Genomic DNA, 18,546 nt, shown 5'->3' with positions numbered 1-18,546 from the left:
TCGTCCGCTGGTCAAAAATCTCAACAAGATAAGGGGATAGTGTAGCGATGCGTTATCTTTCGCACAAAAGTAAAAGCCGATGCTAAGCAAGCACCGGCTTTGAACGCCTGATTATTACGCGAATTACTCCAGTCGCAGTTGAGGTAATACCTCTCTCACCTGCGCCAGGTAATCCTTACGATCCGAACCGCTCAGCCCTTCCGTTCTTGGCAGTTTAGCGGTCAGCGGGTTCACGGCCTGCTGGTTGATCCATACTTCATAATGCAGATGTGGCCCGGTGGAGCGCCCGGTGTTGCCCGAGAGCGCGATGCGATCGCCACGCTTCACTTTTTGCCCCGGTTTCACCAGCAGTTTACGCAGGTGCATATAGCGCGTGGTATAAGTGCGCCCGTGGCGGATAGCAACATAGTTACCCGCCGCGCCGCTGCGCTTCGCAATCACCACTTCACCGTCACCGACGGCAAGCACCGGCGTACCCTGCGGCAGGGCAAAGTCGACGCCTTTGTGCGGCGCAACGCGCCCGGTGACCGGATTAAGGCGACGCGGGTTGAAGTTAGAGGAGACGCGGAACTGCTTCGCGGTCGGGAAACGCATAAACCCTTTCGCAAGGCCGGTGCCGTTACGATCGTAGAATTTGCCATCTTCGGCGCGGAACGCGTAGTAATCTTTACCGTCAGAGCGCAAACGCACGCCGAGCAACTGGCTCTGCTCCTGCTTACCGTCAAGCATCTCACGGGACATCAATACTGAGAACTTATCGCCTTTTTTCAGTTTGCGGAAATCCATTTGCCACTGCATCGCTTTGATAACGGCGCTGATTTCGCCGCTGCTCATGCCCGCCTCTTTTGCACTGGCAACAAAACTGCCGCCGACGGTGCCATTCATCACCTTATTGACCCAGTCGCCCTGCTGCATCTCGCTGGACATCTTGAAACCGTTTTCGGTGCGGTCATAGGTGCGGGTTTCGCGGCGTGACATCTCCCACGTCAGACGCTGTAAATCACCATCAGCGGTCAGTGTCCAGGAGAGCTGTTGGCCGATTTTCAGATTACGCAGCTCTTTATCCGCAGCGGCAAGCTGGCTGATGTTGCCCATATCAATGCCGTACTGGTTCAGGATGCTGCTGAGCGTATCGCCGGTCGAGACGACATATTCATGTACACCAGCTTCGTTGGCGGTTTTCTCGTCCAGCTCATCTTGCGGAATATCGTCAACGTCATCCGCCGTGGACTGGTCAATTGGTTCACTGGCTTCAGGTAGCAACGAGCGGATTTCGCTTTTAGGCAGCTCGATGGCTTTGACAATCGGCGCGTTATTTTCGGGGTGATAAACGTAGGGCCGCCAGACGGCGACCGTGAGGGTCAGTACGGTGAGCGACCCCAGCATCACGCGATGGGGTCGCGGCAAATTGTTAAATGCCAGGGCGACAGAGCGGGCTATCTGTTGCACGTGTTCACTTCCTCGTTATTCTCCTTTCAGGCAGCTCGCATACTGGGAAGAGAGTTGTGTAAGGAACTGGGGATAGCTCTCTTTACCCAACTTGATACCGATGCCGAGTGGATCCAGCGTTCCCATGCGAACGGAGGTTCCTCGTGCAACAGCTTCAACGACCGCTGGCCTGAACTGTGGCTCAGCAAAAACGCAGACCGCTTTTTGCTCAACCAACTGTGTTCTGATTTCATGTAAACGCTGCGCACCAGGCTGAATTTCAGGGTTGACGGTAAAGTGACCCAGCGGAGTCAGACCGTACTGTTTTTCAAAATAGCCATAGGCGTCATGAAAAACGAAATACCCCTTCCCTTTCAGCGGTGCCAGCTCGTTACCGACCTGCTTATCGGCCTGGGCTAATGATGCCTCAAATGCCTTCAGGTTGGCGTCCAGCTTAGCTCGACTTTGCGGCATAACTTCCACTAATTTATCGTGGATTGCAACCGCCGAAAGCCGTGCAATCTCTGGGCTTAACCACAAATGCATGTTGTATTCGCCATGATGGTGATGATGCTCACTATTTTCGTCGTGATCGTGACCTTCATGACTTTCATGCTCATCTTCATCCGCGCCTTTCATCAGCTGCGATTTCACGCCGTCAAGTTGCGCCATCACCACCTGTTTTTGCGCAGGTACCTGCTGAGCGGAACGCACCATGAAGGCTTCCATTTCCGGGCCAACCCAAAAAAGTAAGTCCGCGTTTTGCAAGCGTTTTACATCAGAAGGACGCAGAGAATAATCATGCTCGGAGGCACCGTCTGGCAGGATAACTTCGGTTGTGGTCACGCCATCTGTAATGGCGGATGCAATAAAGCCCAGCGGCTTAAGCGAAGTGACGACGGCGGCGTTAGCGGATTGTGCTGTTAGGGTGAGAAACGCAGCGGAAAGCGCTGCGCAAAGAAGCGTATTTTTATGTAACATAATGCGTCTATTCATCGTAATGAGTGTGTGGAATGTGATATTATAACATTCGACAACTTCTGCAACCCCTTAAATGCTATGACGAATCTTATAACGCTTGAAAATGTCAGCGTCGCTTTCGGTCAACGCCGCGTGCTCTCTGACATCTCTTTAAATTTGCGTCCAGGTAAAATTCTGACGCTGCTCGGACCTAACGGCGCGGGTAAATCGACGCTGGTGCGCGTCGTACTTGGCCTGGTAGCACCCGACGCGGGGGTTATCAAGCGCGATAAAGCTTTGCGCATCGGCTATGTGCCGCAAAAACTGCAGCTCGACGCTACGCTTCCTCTTACTGTAGGCCGCTTTATGCGTCTGCGCCCAGGCACGCGTAAAGCCGATCTCATCCCGGCGCTGAAACGCGTACAGGCAGCCCACCTGATCGATGCGCCGATGCAGAAACTCTCTGGCGGTGAAACGCAGCGCGTGCTGCTTGCCCGCGCCCTGCTCAATCAGCCCCAGTTGCTGGTGCTGGACGAGCCGACCCAGGGCGTTGACGTTAATGGCCAGGTCTCGCTCTACAATTTAATCGACGAGTTGCGCAAAGAGCTGGATTGCGCGGTGCTGATGGTCTCGCATGATCTACATCTTGTGATGGCAAAGACCGATGAAGTGCTCTGCCTCAACCACCATATCTGCTGCTCCGGTACGCCGGAAGTGGTCTCCATGCATCCCGAATTTATCTCTATGTTTGGCCATCGCGGCGCCGAGCAGCTTGGCATTTACCGCCATAACCACAATCACCGCCACGATCTTCAGGGCCGCATTATTTTACGCCAGGGTAACGGACACTCATGATTGAACTTTTACTACCCGGCTGGCTGGCCGGGGTTATGCTCGCCTGCGCCGCCGGGCCGCTTGGCTCCTTTGTCGTCTGGCGACGCATGTCATACTTCGGCGATACGCTGGCACACGCGTCTCTGCTCGGCGTCGCCTTTGGTTTGCTGCTGGATGTTAATCCGTTCTACGCCGTGATTGCCGTCACGTTACTGTTAGCTGCGGGCCTGGTGTGGCTGGAGAAGCGTCCCCATCTGGCGATCGACACACTGCTCGGGATTATGGCGCACAGCGCGCTCTCGCTTGGCCTGGTAGTGGTCAGCCTGATGTCCAACATCCGCGTGGATTTGATGGCGTATCTCTTCGGTGACCTGCTGGCCGTTACGCCCGAGGATCTGATCGTTATCGCCCTCGGCGTAGTGCTGGTGGTGGGGATCTTGCTCTGGCAGTGGCGCAACCTGCTGTCGATGACTATTAGCCCGGAACTGGCCTTTGTCGATGGCGTGAAATTACAGCGCGTGAAGCTGCTGCTGATGCTGGTCACCGCGCTGACCATTGGCGTGGCGATGAAGTTTGTCGGCGCGCTGATTATCACCTCACTGCTGATCATCCCGGCTGCCACGGCACGGCGCTTTGCCCGCACCCCGGAGCAGATGGCCGCAGTGGCTGTCGGCGTCGGGGTAATTGCCGTCACCGGCGGGCTGACCTTCTCCGCCTTCTACGACACACCAGCTGGCCCCTCTGTGGTGCTCTGCGCCGCAGTGCTGTTTATCTTCAGCATGTTGAAAAAGAGCGCCAGCTAAATTCTCATCCTCTGCCAGCGCCGCCCGGCGCTGGCACTGCTCATCAGGGCATTTCCGGCGGCGTAATGCCGAAATGATCCCAGGCGCGCGGCGTTGCCATGCGGCCGCGCGGCGTGCGCTGTAAAAAGCCCTGCTGAATCAGATAAGGCTCCAGCACATCTTCAATGGTCTCGCGCTCTTCACCAATCGCCGCAGCAAGGTTATCCAGCCCCACCGGACCGCCAAAGAACTTATCAATCACCGCCAGCAGCAGTTTGCGGTCCATATAGTCGAAGCCCTGGGCATCGACATTGAGCATATCGAGCGCCTGGGCGGCAATCTCCGCGTCAATATCGCCATCGTGCTTCACTTCAGCGAAATCGCGCACGCGGCGCAGCAGACGGTTGGCGATACGCGGTGTGCCGCGGGAACGGCGCGCCACTTCCAGCGCCCCCTCTTCACTCAGCTCCAGCCCCATAAAACGCGCACTGCGCCCAACGATATGCTGCAGGTCAGCCACCTGATAAAACTCCAGGCGCTGGACAATGCCAAAGCGATCGCGCAGCGGCGAGGTCAGCGAGCCGGCGCGGGTCGTTGCGCCAATCAGCGTAAAGGGTGGCAGATCGATTTTGATGGAGCGCGCAGCCGGGCCTTCACCAATCATGATATCGAGCTGGTAATCCTCCATTGCCGGGTAGAGCACCTCTTCCACCACCGGCGACAGGCGATGAATTTCATCGATAAACAGCACGTCATGGGGTTCAAGGTTAGTGAGCATGGCGGCCAGATCGCCCGCCTTTTCCAGCACCGGGCCGGAGGTGGTGCGCAGATTAACGCCCATCTCATTAGCGACGATATTGGCCAGCGTCGTTTTACCCAGCCCCGGCGGGCCGAAAATCAGCAGGTGATCCAGCGCGTCGCCGCGCAGTTTCGCCGCCTGGATAAAGATCTCCATTTGCGAGCGCACCTGCGGCTGACCGATATACTCATCCAGCAGCTTTGGTCGAATCGCCCGATCCGCAACTTCTTCTACAATTGTGCTGGCGGCGGCAACCAGGCGGTCTGCTTCAATCATCCTCTACCTCACAACGCCGCACGCAGCGCTTCACGGATCAGGGTTTCACTGTTGGCGTCCGGACGCGCGATTTTGCTGATCATCCGGCTCGCTTCCTGCGGTTTATAGCCCAGCGACACCAGTGCGGCAACGGCTTCTTGCTCCGCATCATCCGTAGAGGGGCTTGCTGGCGACGCCAGCACCAAATCTGCCGCCGGAGTAAAGAGATCGCCATGCAGCCCTTTAAAGCGGTCTTTCATCTCGACAATCAGGCGCTCAGCGGTTTTCTTGCCAATGCCCGGCAGTTTCACCAGTGCGGCGGGATCTTCACGCTCAACGGCATTCACAAACTGCTGCGCCGACATGCCGGAGAGGATCGCCAGCGCCAGCTTCGGCCCAACGCCGTTGGTTTTGATCAACTCACGGAACAGGGTGCGCTCCTGCTTGTTGTTAAAGCCGTACAGCAGTTGCGCGTCTTCGCGCACCACAAACTGCGTAAAGACGGTCGCCTCTTTGCCGGCATCCGGCAATTCGTAGAAGCAGGTCATCGGCATATGAACTTCATACCCTACCCCACCGACCTCAAGCAGGACCAGCGGGGGTTGTTTTTCGACAATAATGCCTCTGAGTCTGCCTATCACGTGACGCTCCTGCGCTAAGTGCTAAAAAAGTAATGCTGTATCATAAAAAAAGGCTGGATAGATATCCAGCCGATAATGAAGGAAAAAGCGCGAACGCGCTTCAGGAATTCACGTAATAGTCGGTATCGTGCAGATCGGTTAATAAATCACGCCCCGCAGGTTGCCATCCCAGCGTCCTGCGCGTCTGTTCACTTGAGGCCGACATCTCCATGCCGGCGAAGCCAGCAAACCAGCCAAAATGCGACGCCTCGCGCGGCTCTGCGGGCACCCCGAGCATTTTGCCGATTGCGATGGCAATCTCACGCATCGCGATACCCTCTTCCGCCACCGCATGATACACCGGTTGTGTCACACCGCTTTCCAGCGCCAGCCGGTAGACATTTGCCGCGTCATTGCGGTGTACCGTCGCCCAGCGGTTGCTCCCGTCCTCCTGCCAGGCAGAGACCCCGCTCTGTTTCGCGAGCGCAATCAGGAAAGGAACAAAGCCACGATCCCCCACGCCATGTACCGTTGGCGCCAGCCGCACGCAGGCTGCCTTTACACCCTGTTGCGCCAGCGCCAGTGCGGCCTGTTCTGAGCGGCGCAGGTAATCCGGCCCGCTGGCGGGCGCGTCCTCTTCTGTCGCCGGGCGTCCCGCTACCAGCCGCGCAAGGCCGGACGTTACCAATAAGGGACGCAAACTTCCGCGCAGCGCATCACCCATCACGGTAATGGCGCGCTCATCCTGAGCGCAATTTTCTGCAAAGCGGGAGAAGTCATGATTAAACGCGGTATGGATCACCGCATCGGCCTTTGCCGCCGCATCAAATAGCAGCTGGTTGTCATCAAGCGTGCCATAAACCACCTTTCCCCCTGCGGCGATAAACGCCCGGGCTTTCTCCTCATTACGCGCAAGGCCGCTCACCTGATGGCCTGCGGCTAATAACACCTCTGCTACTTTTGCGCCGACCCATCCGGTCGCGCCCGTCAGAAAAACATGCATCTGTGTCTCCTTATGTTGACTCGCGACGCTATCCTGCTGAATATCCGCGATGGGGAAAAGTAGTGACGTTATCGTGGTATAAGGACTAACAGGATGCAGAGCGCAAAAGATCTGGGCAGTTATCTGAAATCCCGCCGGGCGCAGCTCGACCCGCAGACACTGGGTTTTCACACCGCGCGCCGCCGCACGCCAGCGCTGAGGCGTGAAGAGGTTGCACATCTGGCCTGTATCAGCGCCACCTGGTACACCTGGCTTGAACAGGGTCGCGGCGGGATGCCCTCAGAAGAGGTACTGGAGCGGATTTGCCAGGCGCTTTGCCTGAGCGGGCGTGAGCGCGAGTATGTGTTCCATCTGGCACTGGGGCGAGCACCGGGCGTGGCGTATGCGCCAGCAGCAGCGGTGTCCGGGCGGTTACAGAAAGTGCTGGAGAGTATGCCCTACAGCCCGGCGATGATCCGCAATGCCAGTTGGGATGTGCTTGCCTGGAACAGGGCCGCCACGGCGGTGCTGGCCGATTACGCCACCCTTCCCGCGCAGGAGCGCAATATCCTGCGCCGCATCTTTCTTAACCCACAGGCGCGTGCTTCGCAGGCCGACTGGCAGGGGCTGACGCGCTTTCTGGTCGCGGCGTTTCGCGCAGAAACGACGCGGGCCGGTGCGTCACTTGAAGTCCAGCCGCTGGTCGATGAATTGAGCGCGGCGTCGCCGGAGTTTGCCCGGCTGTGGCAAACCAATGATATCGAGGTGATGGGCGAAGGCACAAAAGTGATTTTCCACGCCAGTGCAGGTCGGCTCTCGCTGGAGTACTCCAGTTTTTCCGTTGAGGGACAGCCCGATCTGACGCTGGTAGTCTATAGCCCCTCGGGCGAGGAAGATGCGGATAAAATACGCTTGCTGTTACAGCAGAAGCGATAAAAAAAGCGCCGCAACCGGCGCTTTTTAACGTAACCGTCCGCGTGCCAGGTTGAGCCTTGTGCTGCTCACCTGTAACGCATTCTGGCTGACATGACAGTGGGTAATGGCAATCGCCAGCGCATCGGCGGCATCTGCCTGCGGGTTAGCGGGGAGTTTCAACAGCGTGCGCACCATGTGCTGCACCTGGCTCTTCTCCGCGCTACCAATGCCGACCACCGTCTGCTTAACCTGACGGGCGGCATACTCAAAGACCGGTAAGTCCTGATTGACGGCGGCGACAATCGCTACGCCGCGCGCCTGCCCAAGTTTCAGCGCCGAGTCGGCGTTTTTCGCCATAAACACCTGTTCGATAGCAAAAAAGTCCGGCTGAAACTGAGTGATGATCTCCGACACGCCCGCGTAAATCAGCTTCAGGCGCGACGGCAGATCGTCAACTTTCGTGCGGATGCAGCCGCTGCCAAGGTAGGTCAGCTGGCGGCCTGTCTGGCGAATCACACCATAACCGGTGATACGTGAACCCGGGTCGATCCCGAGAATAATCGCCATTATTTCTCTCCGCTTAACGCAATAATCCTGGTGATGCCGAACACCCAAACAGTTCGCAGGAAGACGGCTACCCGGTGCGTTCCCGGCCACACAGATTAACCTTGTGACCGGGGCGCGAGGCGAGCACGCCCTGCGGGCTGCCAGCTATTACAGGGTTGCCGCCACTTCGTCGGAGATCTCACCGTTGTGGTAAACCTCCTGCACATCGTCGCAATCTTCCAGCATATCGATCAGGCGCAGCAGTTTCGGCGCGGTTTCCGCATCCATATCTGCTTTGGTCGATGGGATCATCGACACTTCAGCGTTGTCCGCTTTCAGACCGGCAGCTTCCAGCGCATCGCGCACGGCGCCCATCTCTTCCCAGGCGGTGTAAACGTCAATCGCGCCGTCGTCATAGGTCACAACGTCTTCAGCACCCGCTTCCAGTGCCGCTTCCATAATGGTGTCTTCGTCGCCCGCTTCGAAAGAGATCACCCCTTTCTTGCTGAACAGGTAGGCCACGGAGCCGTCGGTACCCAGGTTACCGCCGCACTTGCTGAAGGCGTGACGCACTTCAGCAACGGTACGGTTACGGTTGTCACTCAGACACTCGACCATCACCGCGGTGCCGCCAGGGCCGTAACCTTCATAAATGATGGTTTCCATGTTCGCGTCGTCATCGCCGCCGACGCCGCGTGCGATGGCGCGGTTCAGAGTGTCACGGGTCATGTTGTTGGAGAGCGCTTTATCTACCGCCGCGCGCAGACGCGGGTTAGAAGCGATATCGCCGCCGCCCAGACGTGCTGCTGTTACCAGCTCACGAATAATTTTGGTGAAGATCTTACCGCGTTTGGCATCCTGTGCCGCTTTGCGGTGTTTGGTGTTGGCCCATTTACTGTGACCTGCCATAAAAAATTCTCCAGAAAAAACCGCCGTTCAGGCGGCGTTAATAACAAATTCTTCAATCGCCTGCCGGTTGCTCCACGACTTGGTCAATGCCGCCGCAGCGGGCGCATCGAGCCAGCGGTATGCCAGATGTTCGGTAAACACAATCGGGCATTCGTGGGGCAGCGCTAAACAAAACCAGGATTCGGTGTTGTGAGTTACACCCGGCGCGTAGCGATGACGTAAATGACTGAAAATTTCAAATTCCACCGTGCGCTGGCAGTCAATCAGACGATGCGGCGCTGCGCCGACATCGATATTGACCTCTTCCATGACTTCGCGCGCGGCGGCCTGCAACGCGCTTTCACCCGGCTCCAGGCTGCCGGTAACCGACTGCCAGAACTCGGGATCGTCGCGTCGCTGCAACATCAGCACCCGTTTTGTCTCTTCGGCATAAATCACCACCAGCACAGAAACGGGATGCTTAAAGGACATCTTATTTATTCTCCGGCGTCTCTTTTTTGATAACAGAGATACCGAGTTCCGCCAGCGCGGTCGGGTTGCCGAAGCTCGGCGCTTCGGTCATCAGGCAGGCCGCAGCCGTGGTTTTCGGGAACGCGATAACGTCACGGATGTTGTCGGTGCCGGTCAGCAGCATGGTCAGGCGGTCGAGACCAAACGCCAGGCCCGCGTGCGGCGGCGTGCCGTATTTCAGGGCGTCGAGCAGGAAGCCAAACTTCTCGCGCTGCTCCTGCTCATTGATACCAAGAATGCCAAACACCGTCTGCTGCATTTCGCCGTTATGAATACGTACGGAACCGCCGCCCACTTCGTAGCCGTTGATAACCATATCGTAGGCGTTAGCGATCGCCGTTTCCGGTGCCGCTTTCAGCTCAGCCGGGCTCATGTCGCGCGGCGCGGTGAACGGGTGGTGCATCGCCGTCAGGCCGCCTTCGCCGTCGTCTTCAAACATCGGGAAGTCGATAACCCACAGCGGCGCCCATTTGTTTTCGTCGGTCAGGCTCAGATCTTTACCCAGCTTCAGACGCAGCGCGCCCAGCGCATCGGCAACCACTTTCTTGCTGTCAGCGCCGAAGAAGATCATGTCGCCATCCTGCGCGCCGGTGCGCGACAGAATTTCGCTCACGATCTCAGCGTTGAGGAATTTCGCGACCGGGCTGGTGATGCCCTCAAGGCCTTTCGCCGCTTCGTTAACTTTGATGTAGGCCAGCCCTTTCGCGCCGTAAATTTCGACGAACTTGCCGTAGTCATCAATCTGCTTACGGCTAAGCTGCGCGCCGCCCGGCACACGCAGTGCGGCAACGCGGCCTTTGGCATCGTTGGCCGGGCCGGAGAAGACTTTAAACTCGACCGCTTTCAGCAGGTCAGCCACGTCCACCAGCTCCATCGGGTTACGCAGATCCGGCTTATCGGAGCCGTAACGACGCTCGGCTTCGGCAAAGGTCATGATTGGGAACTCACCGAGATCGACGCCTTTCACTTCCTGCCACAGCTGACGAACCAGCGCTTCCATCACTTCACGCACCTGTGGCGCGGTCATAAAGGAGGTTTCCACATCGATCTGGGTAAATTCCGGCTGACGGTCAGCGCGCAGATCTTCATCGCGGAAGCATTTGACGATCTGGTAGTAACGGTCAAAGCCGGACATCATCAGCAGCTGTTTGAAAAGCTGTGGGGACTGCGGCAGCGCGTAGAATTTGCCTTTATGCACGCGGCTCGGCACCAGGTAATCGCGCGCGCCTTCCGGTGTCGCTTTGGTCAGCATCGGCGTTTCGATGTCGAGGAAACCGTGGTCATCCATAAAGCGGCGCACGAAGCTGGTGATTTTCGCACGGGTCTTCAGGCGCTGCGCCATCTCTGGGCGGCGCAGGTCGAGGTAGCGGTACTTCAGACGCGCTTCTTCGGTGTTGACGTGGTTAGAATCGAGCGGCAGCGCGTCAGCGCGGTTGATGATGGTCAGTTCGGTGGCGAAAACTTCCACTTCACCGGTGGCCATCTCTTTGTTGGCATTTTTGCCTTCGCGGGCGCGGACAGTACCGGTAATTTGAATGCAGAACTCATTACGCAGTTCAGAGGCGAGCTGGAACGCATCCTGACGGTCCGGGTCGAAAAACACCTGCACGATGCCTTCGCGATCGCGCATATCGATAAAGATAAGGCTACCGAGGTCACGACGGCGGTTGACCCACCCACAAAGCGTTACTTGCTGTCCGACATGGGACTGATTGAGCTGCCCGCAATATACTGTACGCATGAGATATCCCTTAATTAGCTGCGCATCACCCACCACCTGCGGCGCAGGCGCGCTGGGGGCAGCTATTTTCGTATGTCACATCTGGATGAAAAAAGGGGGCTATTATACTGGAAATAATGACCCACGATAAGCCCGCTACCGACTGTACGCACGTTTGCTGCGCGCTTATTGCGCATTCTCACAAAATTTAACAAAAATTGTAAACCCGGCGCGCGGAAAGAGCGCGTAAGGTAACGCCCCAATGCGATTATTTTTTCAGGAGTGAACATGCTGGAACTCAACACGGCGAAAACGGCACTGGTGGTTATCGATCTTCAGGAAGGCATTCTGCCCTTTGCCGGCGGCCCTCACACTGCGCAGGACGTGGTGACGCGCTCGGCACGGCTGGCCGAGAAGTTTCGTGCTAACGGCGCACCGGTGGTGCTGGTGCGCGTCGGCTGGTCGGCGGATTTTGCCGAAGCGCTGAAACAACCGGTGGATGCCGCGATGGGCGGTCACGGCCTGCCGGAAAACTGGTGGGATTACCCGGCAGCGCTTGGCAAACAGCCGAGCGATATTGAGGTAACAAAACGCCAGTGGGGCGCTTTTTATGGCACCGATCTGGAAATGCAGCTGCGCCGTCGCGGTATCGACACCATCGTACTGTGCGGCATTTCGACCAATATCGGCGTCGAATCCACCGCCCGCAACGCCTGGGAGATGGGTTTTTCACTGGTGATCGCCGAAGATGCTTGCAGCGCCGCCGATGCCGAACAGCATCAGGGCAGCATGAAAAACATCTTCCCGCGTATCGGTCGCGTGCGCAGCAGCGAGGAGATTATCGCCGCGTTATGATCTATATCGGCCTGCCGCAGTGGTCGCACCCGAAATGGGTGCGCCTTGGGATCACCTCCCTTGAGGAGTATGCCCGTCACTTCAATTGTGTCGAGGGCAACACCACGCTTTATGCGCTACCGAAAGCGGAGATTGTCGCGCGCTGGCACGACCAGACCAGCGATGATTTCCGCTTCTGCTTTAAGTTTCCCGCTACCATCTCCCATCAGGCGGCGCTGCGTAACTGTGATGATCTAACCCACGAATTTTTTAGCCGCATGTCGCCGCTCGCGGGCAGGATTGGGCAGTACTGGCTCCAGCTGCCAGCGACTTTTGGCCCGCGCGATCTCCCTGCGCTGTGGGCTTTTCTTGATGCGTTGCCCGCAGGCTTTACTTACGGTGTTGAAGTGCGCCATCCCGCCTTCTTCGAAAAAGGCGAAGAGGAGAAAGCCCTTAACCAGGGGCTGCACGCCCGCAAAATAAATCGCGTGATGCTCGACAGCCGCCCGGTGCACAGCGCGAAACCGCACAGCGAAGCGGTGCGCGAAGCCCAGCGCAAGAAGCCAAAAGTGCCGGTGCACGCGCTGGTCACTGCCGCGCATCCAATGGTGCGTTTTATCGGCAGTGACGATATGGCGCAGAACCGCGAACTCTTCGCCGTCTGGTTAAACAAGCTGCCAATCTGGGAGCAGACCACCACGCCCTATCTGTTTCTGCACACACCCGATATCGCCCAGGCTCCCGAGCTGGTCGAGACGCTGTGGCAGGATCTTCGCACGGCTTTACCGGTCATCGGCGAGGCGCCCTCCCTGCCGTTACAATCTTCTCTTTTTTAAGCGCAGCACCTATCATTGATGGGCCATCGCCGTAACCTTAAAGGGAGTTTGTATGGTAAGCGCGTTGTATGCCGTGCTGGGTGCGTTATTACTGGTTAAATTTGCTTCTGATGTGATTCGTCTGCGTATGCAGTACCGTGTGAGCTTTGGCGACGGCGGGTTTAGTGAGTTGCAGAACGCGATGCGTATTCACGGCAACGCTGTTGAGTACATTCCCGTTGCGCTGATCCTGCTGCTGTTTATGGAGATGAACGGCGCGCAAAACTGGATGGTACATCTCTGCGGCATCATGCTTATTGTTGGCCGCCTGATGCACTATTACGGTTTGCATCACCGGCTGGTCTACTGGCGGCGTTATGGGATGGGCGCAACGCTCTGCTCCCTGCTGCTGATGGTGCTGGCGAATGTATGGTATATGCCCTGGGAGTTGGTTTTCTCCCTGCGTTAGCGCACAATACGCCCCTTTGTTTTCCCGGATATTTACACTATGCCTCACCGCGACACGCTTTTTTCCGCGCCTATCGCCCGCCTCGGCGACTGGACCTTCGATGAACGGGTAGCTGAAGTCTTCCCGGATATGATCCAGCGTTCCGTTCCGGGTTACTCCAATATTATTTCGATGATCGGCATGCTGGCGGAGCGCTTTGTGCAGCCCGGCACGCAGGTTTACGATCTTGGCTGCTCGCTGGGCGCCGCCACGCTCTCGGTGCGCCGCAATATTCATCATGAAAACTGCAAAATTATTGCCGTCGACAACTCGCCTGCGATGGTTGAACGCTGCCGCCGTCATATTGACGCCTATAAAGCGCCGACGCCGGTTGAGGTGATTGAGGGCGATATTCGCGATATCGAGATTAACAACGCCTCGCTGGTGGTGCTTAACTTCACCCTGCAATTTCTCGAACCCGACGACCGTCTGAAGCTGCTGCAAAAAGTTTACCAGGGGCTGAACCCGGGCGGCGCACTGGTGTTGTCAGAGAAATTCAGTTTTGAAGATCACACCGTCGGCGAATTGCTGTTCAACATGCACCATGACTTCAAACGCGCCAATGGTTACAGCGAGCTGGAGATTAGCCAGAAGCGCAGCATGCTGGAGAATGTGATGCTGACGGACTCCGTCGAAGCCCACAAAGCGCGCCTGCGCACCGCGGGTTTTGAGCACAGCGAATTGTGGTTCCAGTGCTTTAACTTCGGTTCACTGGTGGCACTGAAGGCGGTGCAGTCATGATCGAGTTTGGCCGTTTTTATCAGCAGATCGCCACCGGTCCCCTCGCCCACTGGCTGGAGACCTTACCGGCGCAAATCGCCGCCTGGCAGCGCGAAACCCTGCACGGGCAGTTCAAGCAGTGGAATAACGCCGTAGAATTCCTGCCCAGCCTGACGCCGGACTCGATCGACTTCGTCAATGGCGTCACCGCGCGCAGCGCCGAACCATTAAGCGCCGGGCAGTTAAAGGGGATGGAGACGCTGCTGCGTAACCTGATGCCGTGGCGTAAAGGGCCGTTTTCCCTTTATGGTCTTGATATCGACACCGAATGGCGCTCGGACTGGAAGTGGGATCGCGTTCTGCCGCATCTTTCTGACCTGCGCGGACGCACTATTCTGGATGTCGGCTGCGGCAGCGGGTATCACCTGTGGCGCATGATTGGCGCCGGCGCGCAGCTGGCGGTCGGTATCGACCCGACGCAGCTTTTCCTCTGCCAGTTTGAAGCGGTGCGCAAGTTGCTAGGCGACGATCGACGCGCGCATCTCCTGCCGCTCGGCATTGAGCAGTTGCCTGCGCTGAACGCCTTTGACACGGTCTTTTCCATGGGCGTGCTCTACCATCGCCGCTCACCGCTGGAGCATCTGTGGCAGTTGAAAGATCAGTTGGTTAAAGAGGGTGAGCTGGTGCTGGAAACACTGGTGGTGGAAGGCGACGAAAATACCGTGCTGGTGCCGGGCGACCGCTACGCGCAGATGCGCAACGTCTACTTTATCCCCTCCGCGCTGGCGTTAAAAAACTGGCTGGAGAAGTGTGGCTTTGTCGATGTGCGCATCGTTGATGCCAACGTGACAAGCTGCGATGAGCAGCGCCGCACGCCGTGGATGGTGACCGAATCGCTGGCCGACTTCCTTGACCCCAACGATCGCACAAAAACGGTGGAAGGCTACCCAGCGCCGCTGCGCGCGGTGCTCATTGCCCGTAAACCGTAGACAAAAAAAGGCCCCTGTTAATGGCAGGGGCCTGGTACAAGCAAGCATCACATTGGGCGACATGATGCGGCGGTAAAAACGGTTACTGGCGGTAGTGAACAATCAGCGCTTTCATCTCTGCGACGGCCTCTTTGTCGACACCGTAGCGGGCATATTCATCAGCGCTCGCGTCGGATGACATCGATAATCCGCTATTGCGATAGCGCATCGGCGACGCCGTCCAGCGTCCTGCCGAGCTATGCACCTCTTTCAATCCGGCGCGAAGAAACAGTTCAAGGTTGTCAGGACGCACGCCTGCGCCAGCCATAATGATTGGAACACCGGGAAGTGCATTTAGTTCCGTAATAAGTGAAACTCCTTTTTCCGCCGTCGCCTGCTGCCCGGACGTCAGGATGCGCGCCACGCCTGATTGTGCCAATATTTCAATGGCCTGATGGGGATTGGCGCACATATCGAAGGCGCGATGAAATGTCACCGCCATCCCCTGCGCGGCACCCATTATCTGCGCCATTCTCGCCACATCGACTTCACCGTCCTCATTCAGCACGCCGGTCACCACGCCCGGAAAGCCAAGCTCGCGCACCCGCTCGATATCTGCCAGCAGCACGCGAAACTCATCATCGCGATAGCAAAAATCGCCGCCGCGCGGGCGCACAATGGGATGCACGGGAATGGTCACCGCCTCACGCACCGCCTGCAACGCGCCAAACGATGGCGTCAGCCCGCCCTCTTTCGGTGCGGCGCAAAACTCAATACGGTCGGCGCCGTGCTGCTCGGCGATAAGCGCATCCTCAACGCTGTAACAGCAGATCTCCAGTAATGTCATCACGTCTCCTTTTCCTCTTATCGCCCGCGCAGAGTGGCCTCACGCGTGCCTTTACTGCTCGCTGGCAACGATAGCTTCAATGCTCCACGGGTGAAACTTCACCGTTACTTTACCATCTGTCACCGCCAGCGTCGGGTTGGGCAGCCGCTCGCGCTCGCCTTTTGGCGCGCTGGTTTTCACCGCGATCCCAGGCTGGCTCAGCCCTTCATCGCCCAGTAGCGCCAGCGCCCGGGCATTCAGCGTTTCCACCTCACCCGGCAGGACAATCTCAATGTGCTCCCACCCTTCATGGGGATAGCGCTTCTCACCCGGCCAGGGCAGCTCCACCACGCTGAACTGCCAGTGAGCGACGCAGACCGGTTCGTACAATTTAAACAGGCAGATGGGGCGGCCATTAATGATATTTTCCGACAGCAGTTCGCCGCACTGCTCAAACCCGCGCCGCCAGCGCTCCGCCGTGGCGTTCTGATGGCAACGCAGGGAGATATGGTCGGCATCTAAGGGTGCGATAGACAGCCCAAGACGGGAAGTGAAATTTTGCAGATCCGTGGTAAAACGCGGCAGATCTTCCACGATATCCTGCAACTCTTCGATAGTTTGCCAATGGCGCATAACAGTGCTCGCAACTCATAACAAAGCGCATAATCTACCGTGTTATGCGGTGCTGACGCCACCGGGCATTTGCAGTATACTCCCGCCTTTCATAAACACCCGGACGCCGCCCTCTTTCGCGGCGTCGCAAATGTAAGGTATCCCGGTGAATATTCAGGCACTTCTCTCAGAAAAAGTCAGTCAGGCCATGATTGCGGCAGGCGCCCCCGCAGAGTGCGAAGCGCAGGTCCGGCAGTCAGCAAAAGTTCAGTTCGGCGACTATCAGGCTAACGGCGTGATGGCAGTTGCCAAAAAACTGGGTATGGCCCCGCGACAACTCGCTGAGCAAGTTCTGACTCACCTCTCCCTCGACGGCATCGCCCACAAAGTAGAGATCGCCGGTCCTGGTTTTATCAATATCTTCCTCGCGCCGGAGTTTCTCGCTGAAAACGTTGATCGGGCCCTGAAATCCGATCGCCTTGGGGTCTCTGTTCCGCAGCCGCAAACCATCGTGGTGGATTACTCCGCGCCGAACGTGGCGAAAGAGATGCACGTTGGCCACCTGCGCTCCACCATCATTGGCGACGCCGCCGTGCGCACCCTTGAGTTCCTCGGTCACAACGTGATTCGCGCGAACCATGTCGGCGACTGGGGCACCCAGTTCGGCATGCTGATCGCCTTCCTCGAACTCAAGCAGCAGGAGAACGCGGGTGAAATGGCGCTGGCGGACCTGGAAGGGTTCTACCGCGAAGCGAAAAAACACTACGACGAAGATGCCGCCTTTGCTGAGCGCGCGCGCAGCTACGTGGTTAAGCTGCAGGGTGGCGATGAGTATTGCCGCGAAATGTGGCGCAAGCTGGTCGATATCACCATGAGCCAGAACCAGCAGGCCTATGAGCGCCTGAACGTTACCCTGACACGTAAAGATGTGATGGGTGAAAGCCTCTACAACCCGATGCTGCCGGGCATCGTCGCCGATCTGAAAGCCAAAGGGCTGGCGGTCGAGAGCGAAGGCGCCACCGTGGTCTTCCTCGACGAATACAAAAATAAAGAAGGCGAGCCGATGGGCGTCATCATCCAGAAGAAGGATGGCGGCTACCTCTACACCACCACGGATATCGCCTGCGCCAAGTACCGTTATGAAACCCTGCATGCCGATCGCGTGCTCTACTACATCGACTCCCGTCAGCACCAACATCTGATGCAGGCGTGGACCATCGTGCGTAAAGCGGGCTATGTGCCGGAGTCGGTGCCGCTGGAGCACCACATGTTCGGCATGATGCTGGGCAAAGATGGCAAGCCGTTCAAAACCCGCGCGGGCGGGACGGTGAAACTCTCCGATCTGCTGGACGAAGCGCTGGAGCGCGCCCGTCGCCTGGTGGCGGAGAAGAACCCGGAGATGCCGGCGGACGAGCTGGAGAAGCTGGCGAATGCGGTCGGTATTGGCGCGGTGAAATATGCCGATCTGTCGAAAAACCGCACCACCGATTACGTCTTCGACTGGGACAATATGCTGGCGTTTGAGGGTAACACCGCGCCGTATATGCAGTACGCCTACACCCGCGTGCTGTCGGTGTTCCGCAAAGCGGGCATTGAAGAGCAGGTGCTGGAAAACGCGCAGGTCGCGATCCGCGAAGAGCGTGAAGCGCAGCTGGCCGCGCGTCTGCTGCAGTTTGAAGAGACCCTGAGCGTGGTTGCCCGTGAAGGCACGCCGCACGTGATGTGCGCTTATCTCTACGATGTCGCTGGTCTCTTCTCCGGCTTTTACGAGCACTGCCCGATCCTCACCGCCGAAAGCGATGAGATTCGCCTCAGCCGCCTGAAGCTGGCGCTGCTGACGTCGAAAACCCTGAAGCTGGGTCTGGAGACGCTGGGCATCGAAACCGTCGAGCGTATGTAATTGCCGGATGGCGGCTGCGCCATCATTCAGGCCGCGTAACCCGTAGGCCTGATAAGCGAAGCGCCATCAGGCAATGATGCCCGGAATACCTCCCCAATAAAAA

At 57.7% G+C, this 18,546-nt stretch carries 20 protein-coding genes; 9 read left to right on the top strand and 11 right to left on the bottom strand.

The window, feature by feature from the left end:
- Nucleotides 1–123 precede the first annotated feature (123 nt).
- Both mepM and znuA read right to left on the bottom strand, forming a co-directional pair.
- Nucleotides 124–1,449, bottom strand: coding sequence for a murein DD-endopeptidase MepM (mepM, locus tag SOM48_RS18865; protein ID WP_320512756.1), 1,326 nt, complete (start codon nucleotides 1,447–1,449; stop codon nucleotides 124–126).
- A 15-nt stretch (nucleotides 1,450–1,464) separates the two neighbouring features.
- On the bottom strand, nucleotides 1,465–2,409 hold the full coding sequence (gene znuA / locus SOM48_RS18860; protein WP_320512755.1) for a zinc ABC transporter substrate-binding protein ZnuA: 945 nt from the start codon (nucleotides 2,407–2,409) through the stop codon (nucleotides 1,465–1,467).
- Between the two features lie 78 nt (nucleotides 2,410–2,487).
- Between znuA and znuC the strand changes: the two genes are divergently transcribed.
- Both znuC and znuB read left to right on the top strand, forming a co-directional pair.
- Nucleotides 2,488–3,243: a zinc ABC transporter ATP-binding protein ZnuC gene (gene znuC / locus SOM48_RS18855; RefSeq protein WP_054803270.1), complete on the top strand. Its 756-nt coding sequence runs from the start codon at nucleotides 2,488–2,490 to the stop codon at nucleotides 3,241–3,243.
- Nucleotides 3,240–4,025, top strand: coding sequence for a zinc ABC transporter permease subunit ZnuB (gene znuB, locus SOM48_RS18850; RefSeq protein ID WP_076770055.1), 786 nt, complete (start codon nucleotides 3,240–3,242; stop codon nucleotides 4,023–4,025). Before znuC ends, znuB begins: the two co-directional genes overlap by 4 nt.
- Before the next feature lie 43 nt (nucleotides 4,026–4,068).
- On the opposite strand, the gene ruvB is transcribed toward znuB, so the two are convergent.
- The 3 genes from ruvB to SOM48_RS18835 all read right to left on the bottom strand — a co-directional run bounded on the left by ruvB (nucleotide 4,069) and on the right by SOM48_RS18835 (nucleotide 6,681).
- The gene (gene ruvB, locus SOM48_RS18845; RefSeq protein WP_076770056.1) at nucleotides 4,069–5,079 is read right to left on the bottom strand and encodes a Holliday junction branch migration DNA helicase RuvB; all 1,011 of its coding nucleotides are present in this window, start codon (nucleotides 5,077–5,079) and stop codon (nucleotides 4,069–4,071) included.
- A gap of 8 nt (nucleotides 5,080–5,087) precedes the next feature.
- Nucleotides 5,088–5,699 (bottom strand): Holliday junction branch migration protein RuvA, encoded by a 612-nt coding sequence (gene ruvA / locus SOM48_RS18840; protein WP_023480105.1) that lies wholly within the window; start codon nucleotides 5,697–5,699, stop codon nucleotides 5,088–5,090.
- 100 nt (nucleotides 5,700–5,799) lie between these two features.
- Nucleotides 5,800–6,681 (bottom strand): SDR family oxidoreductase, encoded by an 882-nt coding sequence (locus tag SOM48_RS18835; RefSeq protein WP_320512754.1) that lies wholly within the window; start codon nucleotides 6,679–6,681, stop codon nucleotides 5,800–5,802.
- Between the two features lie 93 nt (nucleotides 6,682–6,774).
- Here SOM48_RS18835 and SOM48_RS18830 point away from each other — a divergent pair, with 93 nt between their 5' ends.
- Entirely contained in the window at nucleotides 6,775–7,596 is an 822-nt protein-coding gene (locus SOM48_RS18830; RefSeq protein WP_320512753.1) for a helix-turn-helix transcriptional regulator, read from the top strand.
- A 24-nt stretch (nucleotides 7,597–7,620) separates the two neighbouring features.
- Here the strand turns inward: SOM48_RS18830 and ruvC are convergent, their stop codons facing one another.
- From ruvC to aspS, 4 genes are all read right to left on the bottom strand, one after another.
- Entirely contained in the window at nucleotides 7,621–8,142 is a 522-nt protein-coding gene (ruvC, locus tag SOM48_RS18825) for a crossover junction endodeoxyribonuclease RuvC (RefSeq protein WP_023480016.1), read from the bottom strand.
- Nucleotides 8,143–8,289: 147 nt separating this feature from the next.
- Nucleotides 8,290–9,030, bottom strand: a complete 741-nt coding sequence (locus SOM48_RS18820; protein WP_023480072.1) for a YebC/PmpR family DNA-binding transcriptional regulator — start codon at nucleotides 9,028–9,030, stop codon at nucleotides 8,290–8,292.
- A 27-nt stretch (nucleotides 9,031–9,057) separates the two neighbouring features.
- Entirely contained in the window at nucleotides 9,058–9,501 is a 444-nt protein-coding gene (gene nudB, locus SOM48_RS18815; protein WP_042714264.1) for a dihydroneopterin triphosphate diphosphatase, read from the bottom strand.
- A gap of 1 nt (nucleotide 9,502) precedes the next feature.
- A complete protein-coding gene (gene aspS / locus SOM48_RS18810; protein WP_139965907.1) occupies nucleotides 9,503–11,281 on the bottom strand; it encodes an aspartate--tRNA ligase in 1,779 nt (592 codons plus the stop codon).
- A 267-nt stretch (nucleotides 11,282–11,548) separates the two neighbouring features.
- Here aspS and SOM48_RS18805 point away from each other — a divergent pair, with 267 nt between their 5' ends.
- The 5 genes from SOM48_RS18805 to cmoB are packed head-to-tail and all read left to right on the top strand — an operon-like array spanning nucleotide 11,549 to nucleotide 15,126.
- The gene (locus tag SOM48_RS18805) at nucleotides 11,549–12,115 is read left to right on the top strand and encodes a hydrolase (RefSeq protein ID WP_289746126.1); all 567 of its coding nucleotides are present in this window, start codon (nucleotides 11,549–11,551) and stop codon (nucleotides 12,113–12,115) included.
- Entirely contained in the window at nucleotides 12,112–12,930 is an 819-nt protein-coding gene (locus tag SOM48_RS18800; RefSeq protein WP_312203607.1) for a DUF72 domain-containing protein, read from the top strand. Before SOM48_RS18805 ends, SOM48_RS18800 begins: the two co-directional genes overlap by 4 nt.
- A gap of 52 nt (nucleotides 12,931–12,982) precedes the next feature.
- Nucleotides 12,983–13,378 (top strand): MAPEG family protein, encoded by a 396-nt coding sequence (locus tag SOM48_RS18795; protein ID WP_054803264.1) that lies wholly within the window; start codon nucleotides 12,983–12,985, stop codon nucleotides 13,376–13,378.
- A gap of 39 nt (nucleotides 13,379–13,417) precedes the next feature.
- Nucleotides 13,418–14,158, top strand: coding sequence for a carboxy-S-adenosyl-L-methionine synthase CmoA (cmoA, locus tag SOM48_RS18790; RefSeq protein WP_128482730.1), 741 nt, complete (start codon nucleotides 13,418–13,420; stop codon nucleotides 14,156–14,158).
- Complete coding sequence (cmoB, locus tag SOM48_RS18785; RefSeq protein ID WP_289746120.1) at nucleotides 14,155–15,126, top strand: tRNA 5-methoxyuridine(34)/uridine 5-oxyacetic acid(34) synthase CmoB; 972 nt, start codon at nucleotides 14,155–14,157, stop codon at nucleotides 15,124–15,126. Before cmoA ends, cmoB begins: the two co-directional genes overlap by 4 nt.
- Before the next feature lie 82 nt (nucleotides 15,127–15,208).
- On the opposite strand, the gene cutC is transcribed toward cmoB, so the two are convergent.
- Together cutC and SOM48_RS18775 are read right to left on the bottom strand one after the other, a co-directional pair.
- Nucleotides 15,209–15,952 (bottom strand): copper homeostasis protein CutC, encoded by a 744-nt coding sequence (gene cutC, locus SOM48_RS18780; RefSeq protein WP_320512752.1) that lies wholly within the window; start codon nucleotides 15,950–15,952, stop codon nucleotides 15,209–15,211.
- A 51-nt stretch (nucleotides 15,953–16,003) separates the two neighbouring features.
- Nucleotides 16,004–16,564, bottom strand: coding sequence for a VOC family protein (locus tag SOM48_RS18775; protein ID WP_054803262.1), 561 nt, complete (start codon nucleotides 16,562–16,564; stop codon nucleotides 16,004–16,006).
- Nucleotides 16,565–16,709: 145 nt separating this feature from the next.
- On the opposite strand from SOM48_RS18775, the gene argS reads away from it, so the two are divergent.
- Nucleotides 16,710–18,443: an arginine--tRNA ligase gene (gene argS / locus SOM48_RS18770; protein ID WP_313277072.1), complete on the top strand. Its 1,734-nt coding sequence runs from the start codon at nucleotides 16,710–16,712 to the stop codon at nucleotides 18,441–18,443.
- Nucleotides 18,444–18,546: the final 103 nt, after the last annotated feature.

Origin of the sequence: Kosakonia sp. CFBP8986 (genome assembly GCF_034044935.1) — a bacterium.
GTDB lineage: Bacteria > Pseudomonadota > Gammaproteobacteria > Enterobacterales > Enterobacteriaceae > Kosakonia > Kosakonia cowanii.
This window is presented reverse-complemented; position numbering and strand designations above follow the sequence as displayed.

Bases quoted from the DNA above. Each gene is read 5' to 3' on its own strand.
- znuA (WP_320512755.1), bottom strand. From the start codon at position 2,409: ATGTTACATAAAAATACGCTTCTTTGCGCAGCGCTTTCCGCTGCGTTT.
- znuC (WP_054803270.1), top strand. From the start codon at position 2,488: ATGACGAATCTTATAACGCTTGAAAATGTCAGCGTCGCTTTCGGTCAA.
- znuB (WP_076770055.1), top strand. From the start codon at position 3,240: ATGATTGAACTTTTACTACCCGGCTGGCTGGCCGGGGTTATGCTCGCC.
- ruvB (WP_076770056.1), bottom strand. From the start codon at position 5,079: ATGATTGAAGCAGACCGCCTGGTTGCCGCCGCCAGCACAATTGTAGAA.
- SOM48_RS18835 (WP_320512754.1), bottom strand. From the start codon at position 6,681: ATGCATGTTTTTCTGACGGGCGCGACCGGATGGGTCGGCGCAAAAGTA.
- SOM48_RS18830 (WP_320512753.1), top strand. From the start codon at position 6,775: ATGCAGAGCGCAAAAGATCTGGGCAGTTATCTGAAATCCCGCCGGGCG.
- ruvC (WP_023480016.1), bottom strand. From the start codon at position 8,142: ATGGCGATTATTCTCGGGATCGACCCGGGTTCACGTATCACCGGTTAT.
- SOM48_RS18820 (WP_023480072.1), bottom strand. From the start codon at position 9,030: ATGGCAGGTCACAGTAAATGGGCCAACACCAAACACCGCAAAGCGGCA.
- nudB (WP_042714264.1), bottom strand. From the start codon at position 9,501: ATGTCCTTTAAGCATCCCGTTTCTGTGCTGGTGGTGATTTATGCCGAA.
- aspS (WP_139965907.1), bottom strand. From the start codon at position 11,281: ATGCGTACAGTATATTGCGGGCAGCTCAATCAGTCCCATGTCGGACAG.
- SOM48_RS18805 (WP_289746126.1), top strand. From the start codon at position 11,549: ATGCTGGAACTCAACACGGCGAAAACGGCACTGGTGGTTATCGATCTT.
- SOM48_RS18800 (WP_312203607.1), top strand. From the start codon at position 12,112: ATGATCTATATCGGCCTGCCGCAGTGGTCGCACCCGAAATGGGTGCGC.
- SOM48_RS18795 (WP_054803264.1), top strand. From the start codon at position 12,983: ATGGTAAGCGCGTTGTATGCCGTGCTGGGTGCGTTATTACTGGTTAAA.
- cmoA (WP_128482730.1), top strand. From the start codon at position 13,418: ATGCCTCACCGCGACACGCTTTTTTCCGCGCCTATCGCCCGCCTCGGC.
- cmoB (WP_289746120.1), top strand. From the start codon at position 14,155: ATGATCGAGTTTGGCCGTTTTTATCAGCAGATCGCCACCGGTCCCCTC.
- cutC (WP_320512752.1), bottom strand. From the start codon at position 15,952: ATGACATTACTGGAGATCTGCTGTTACAGCGTTGAGGATGCGCTTATC.
- SOM48_RS18775 (WP_054803262.1), bottom strand. From the start codon at position 16,564: ATGCGCCATTGGCAAACTATCGAAGAGTTGCAGGATATCGTGGAAGAT.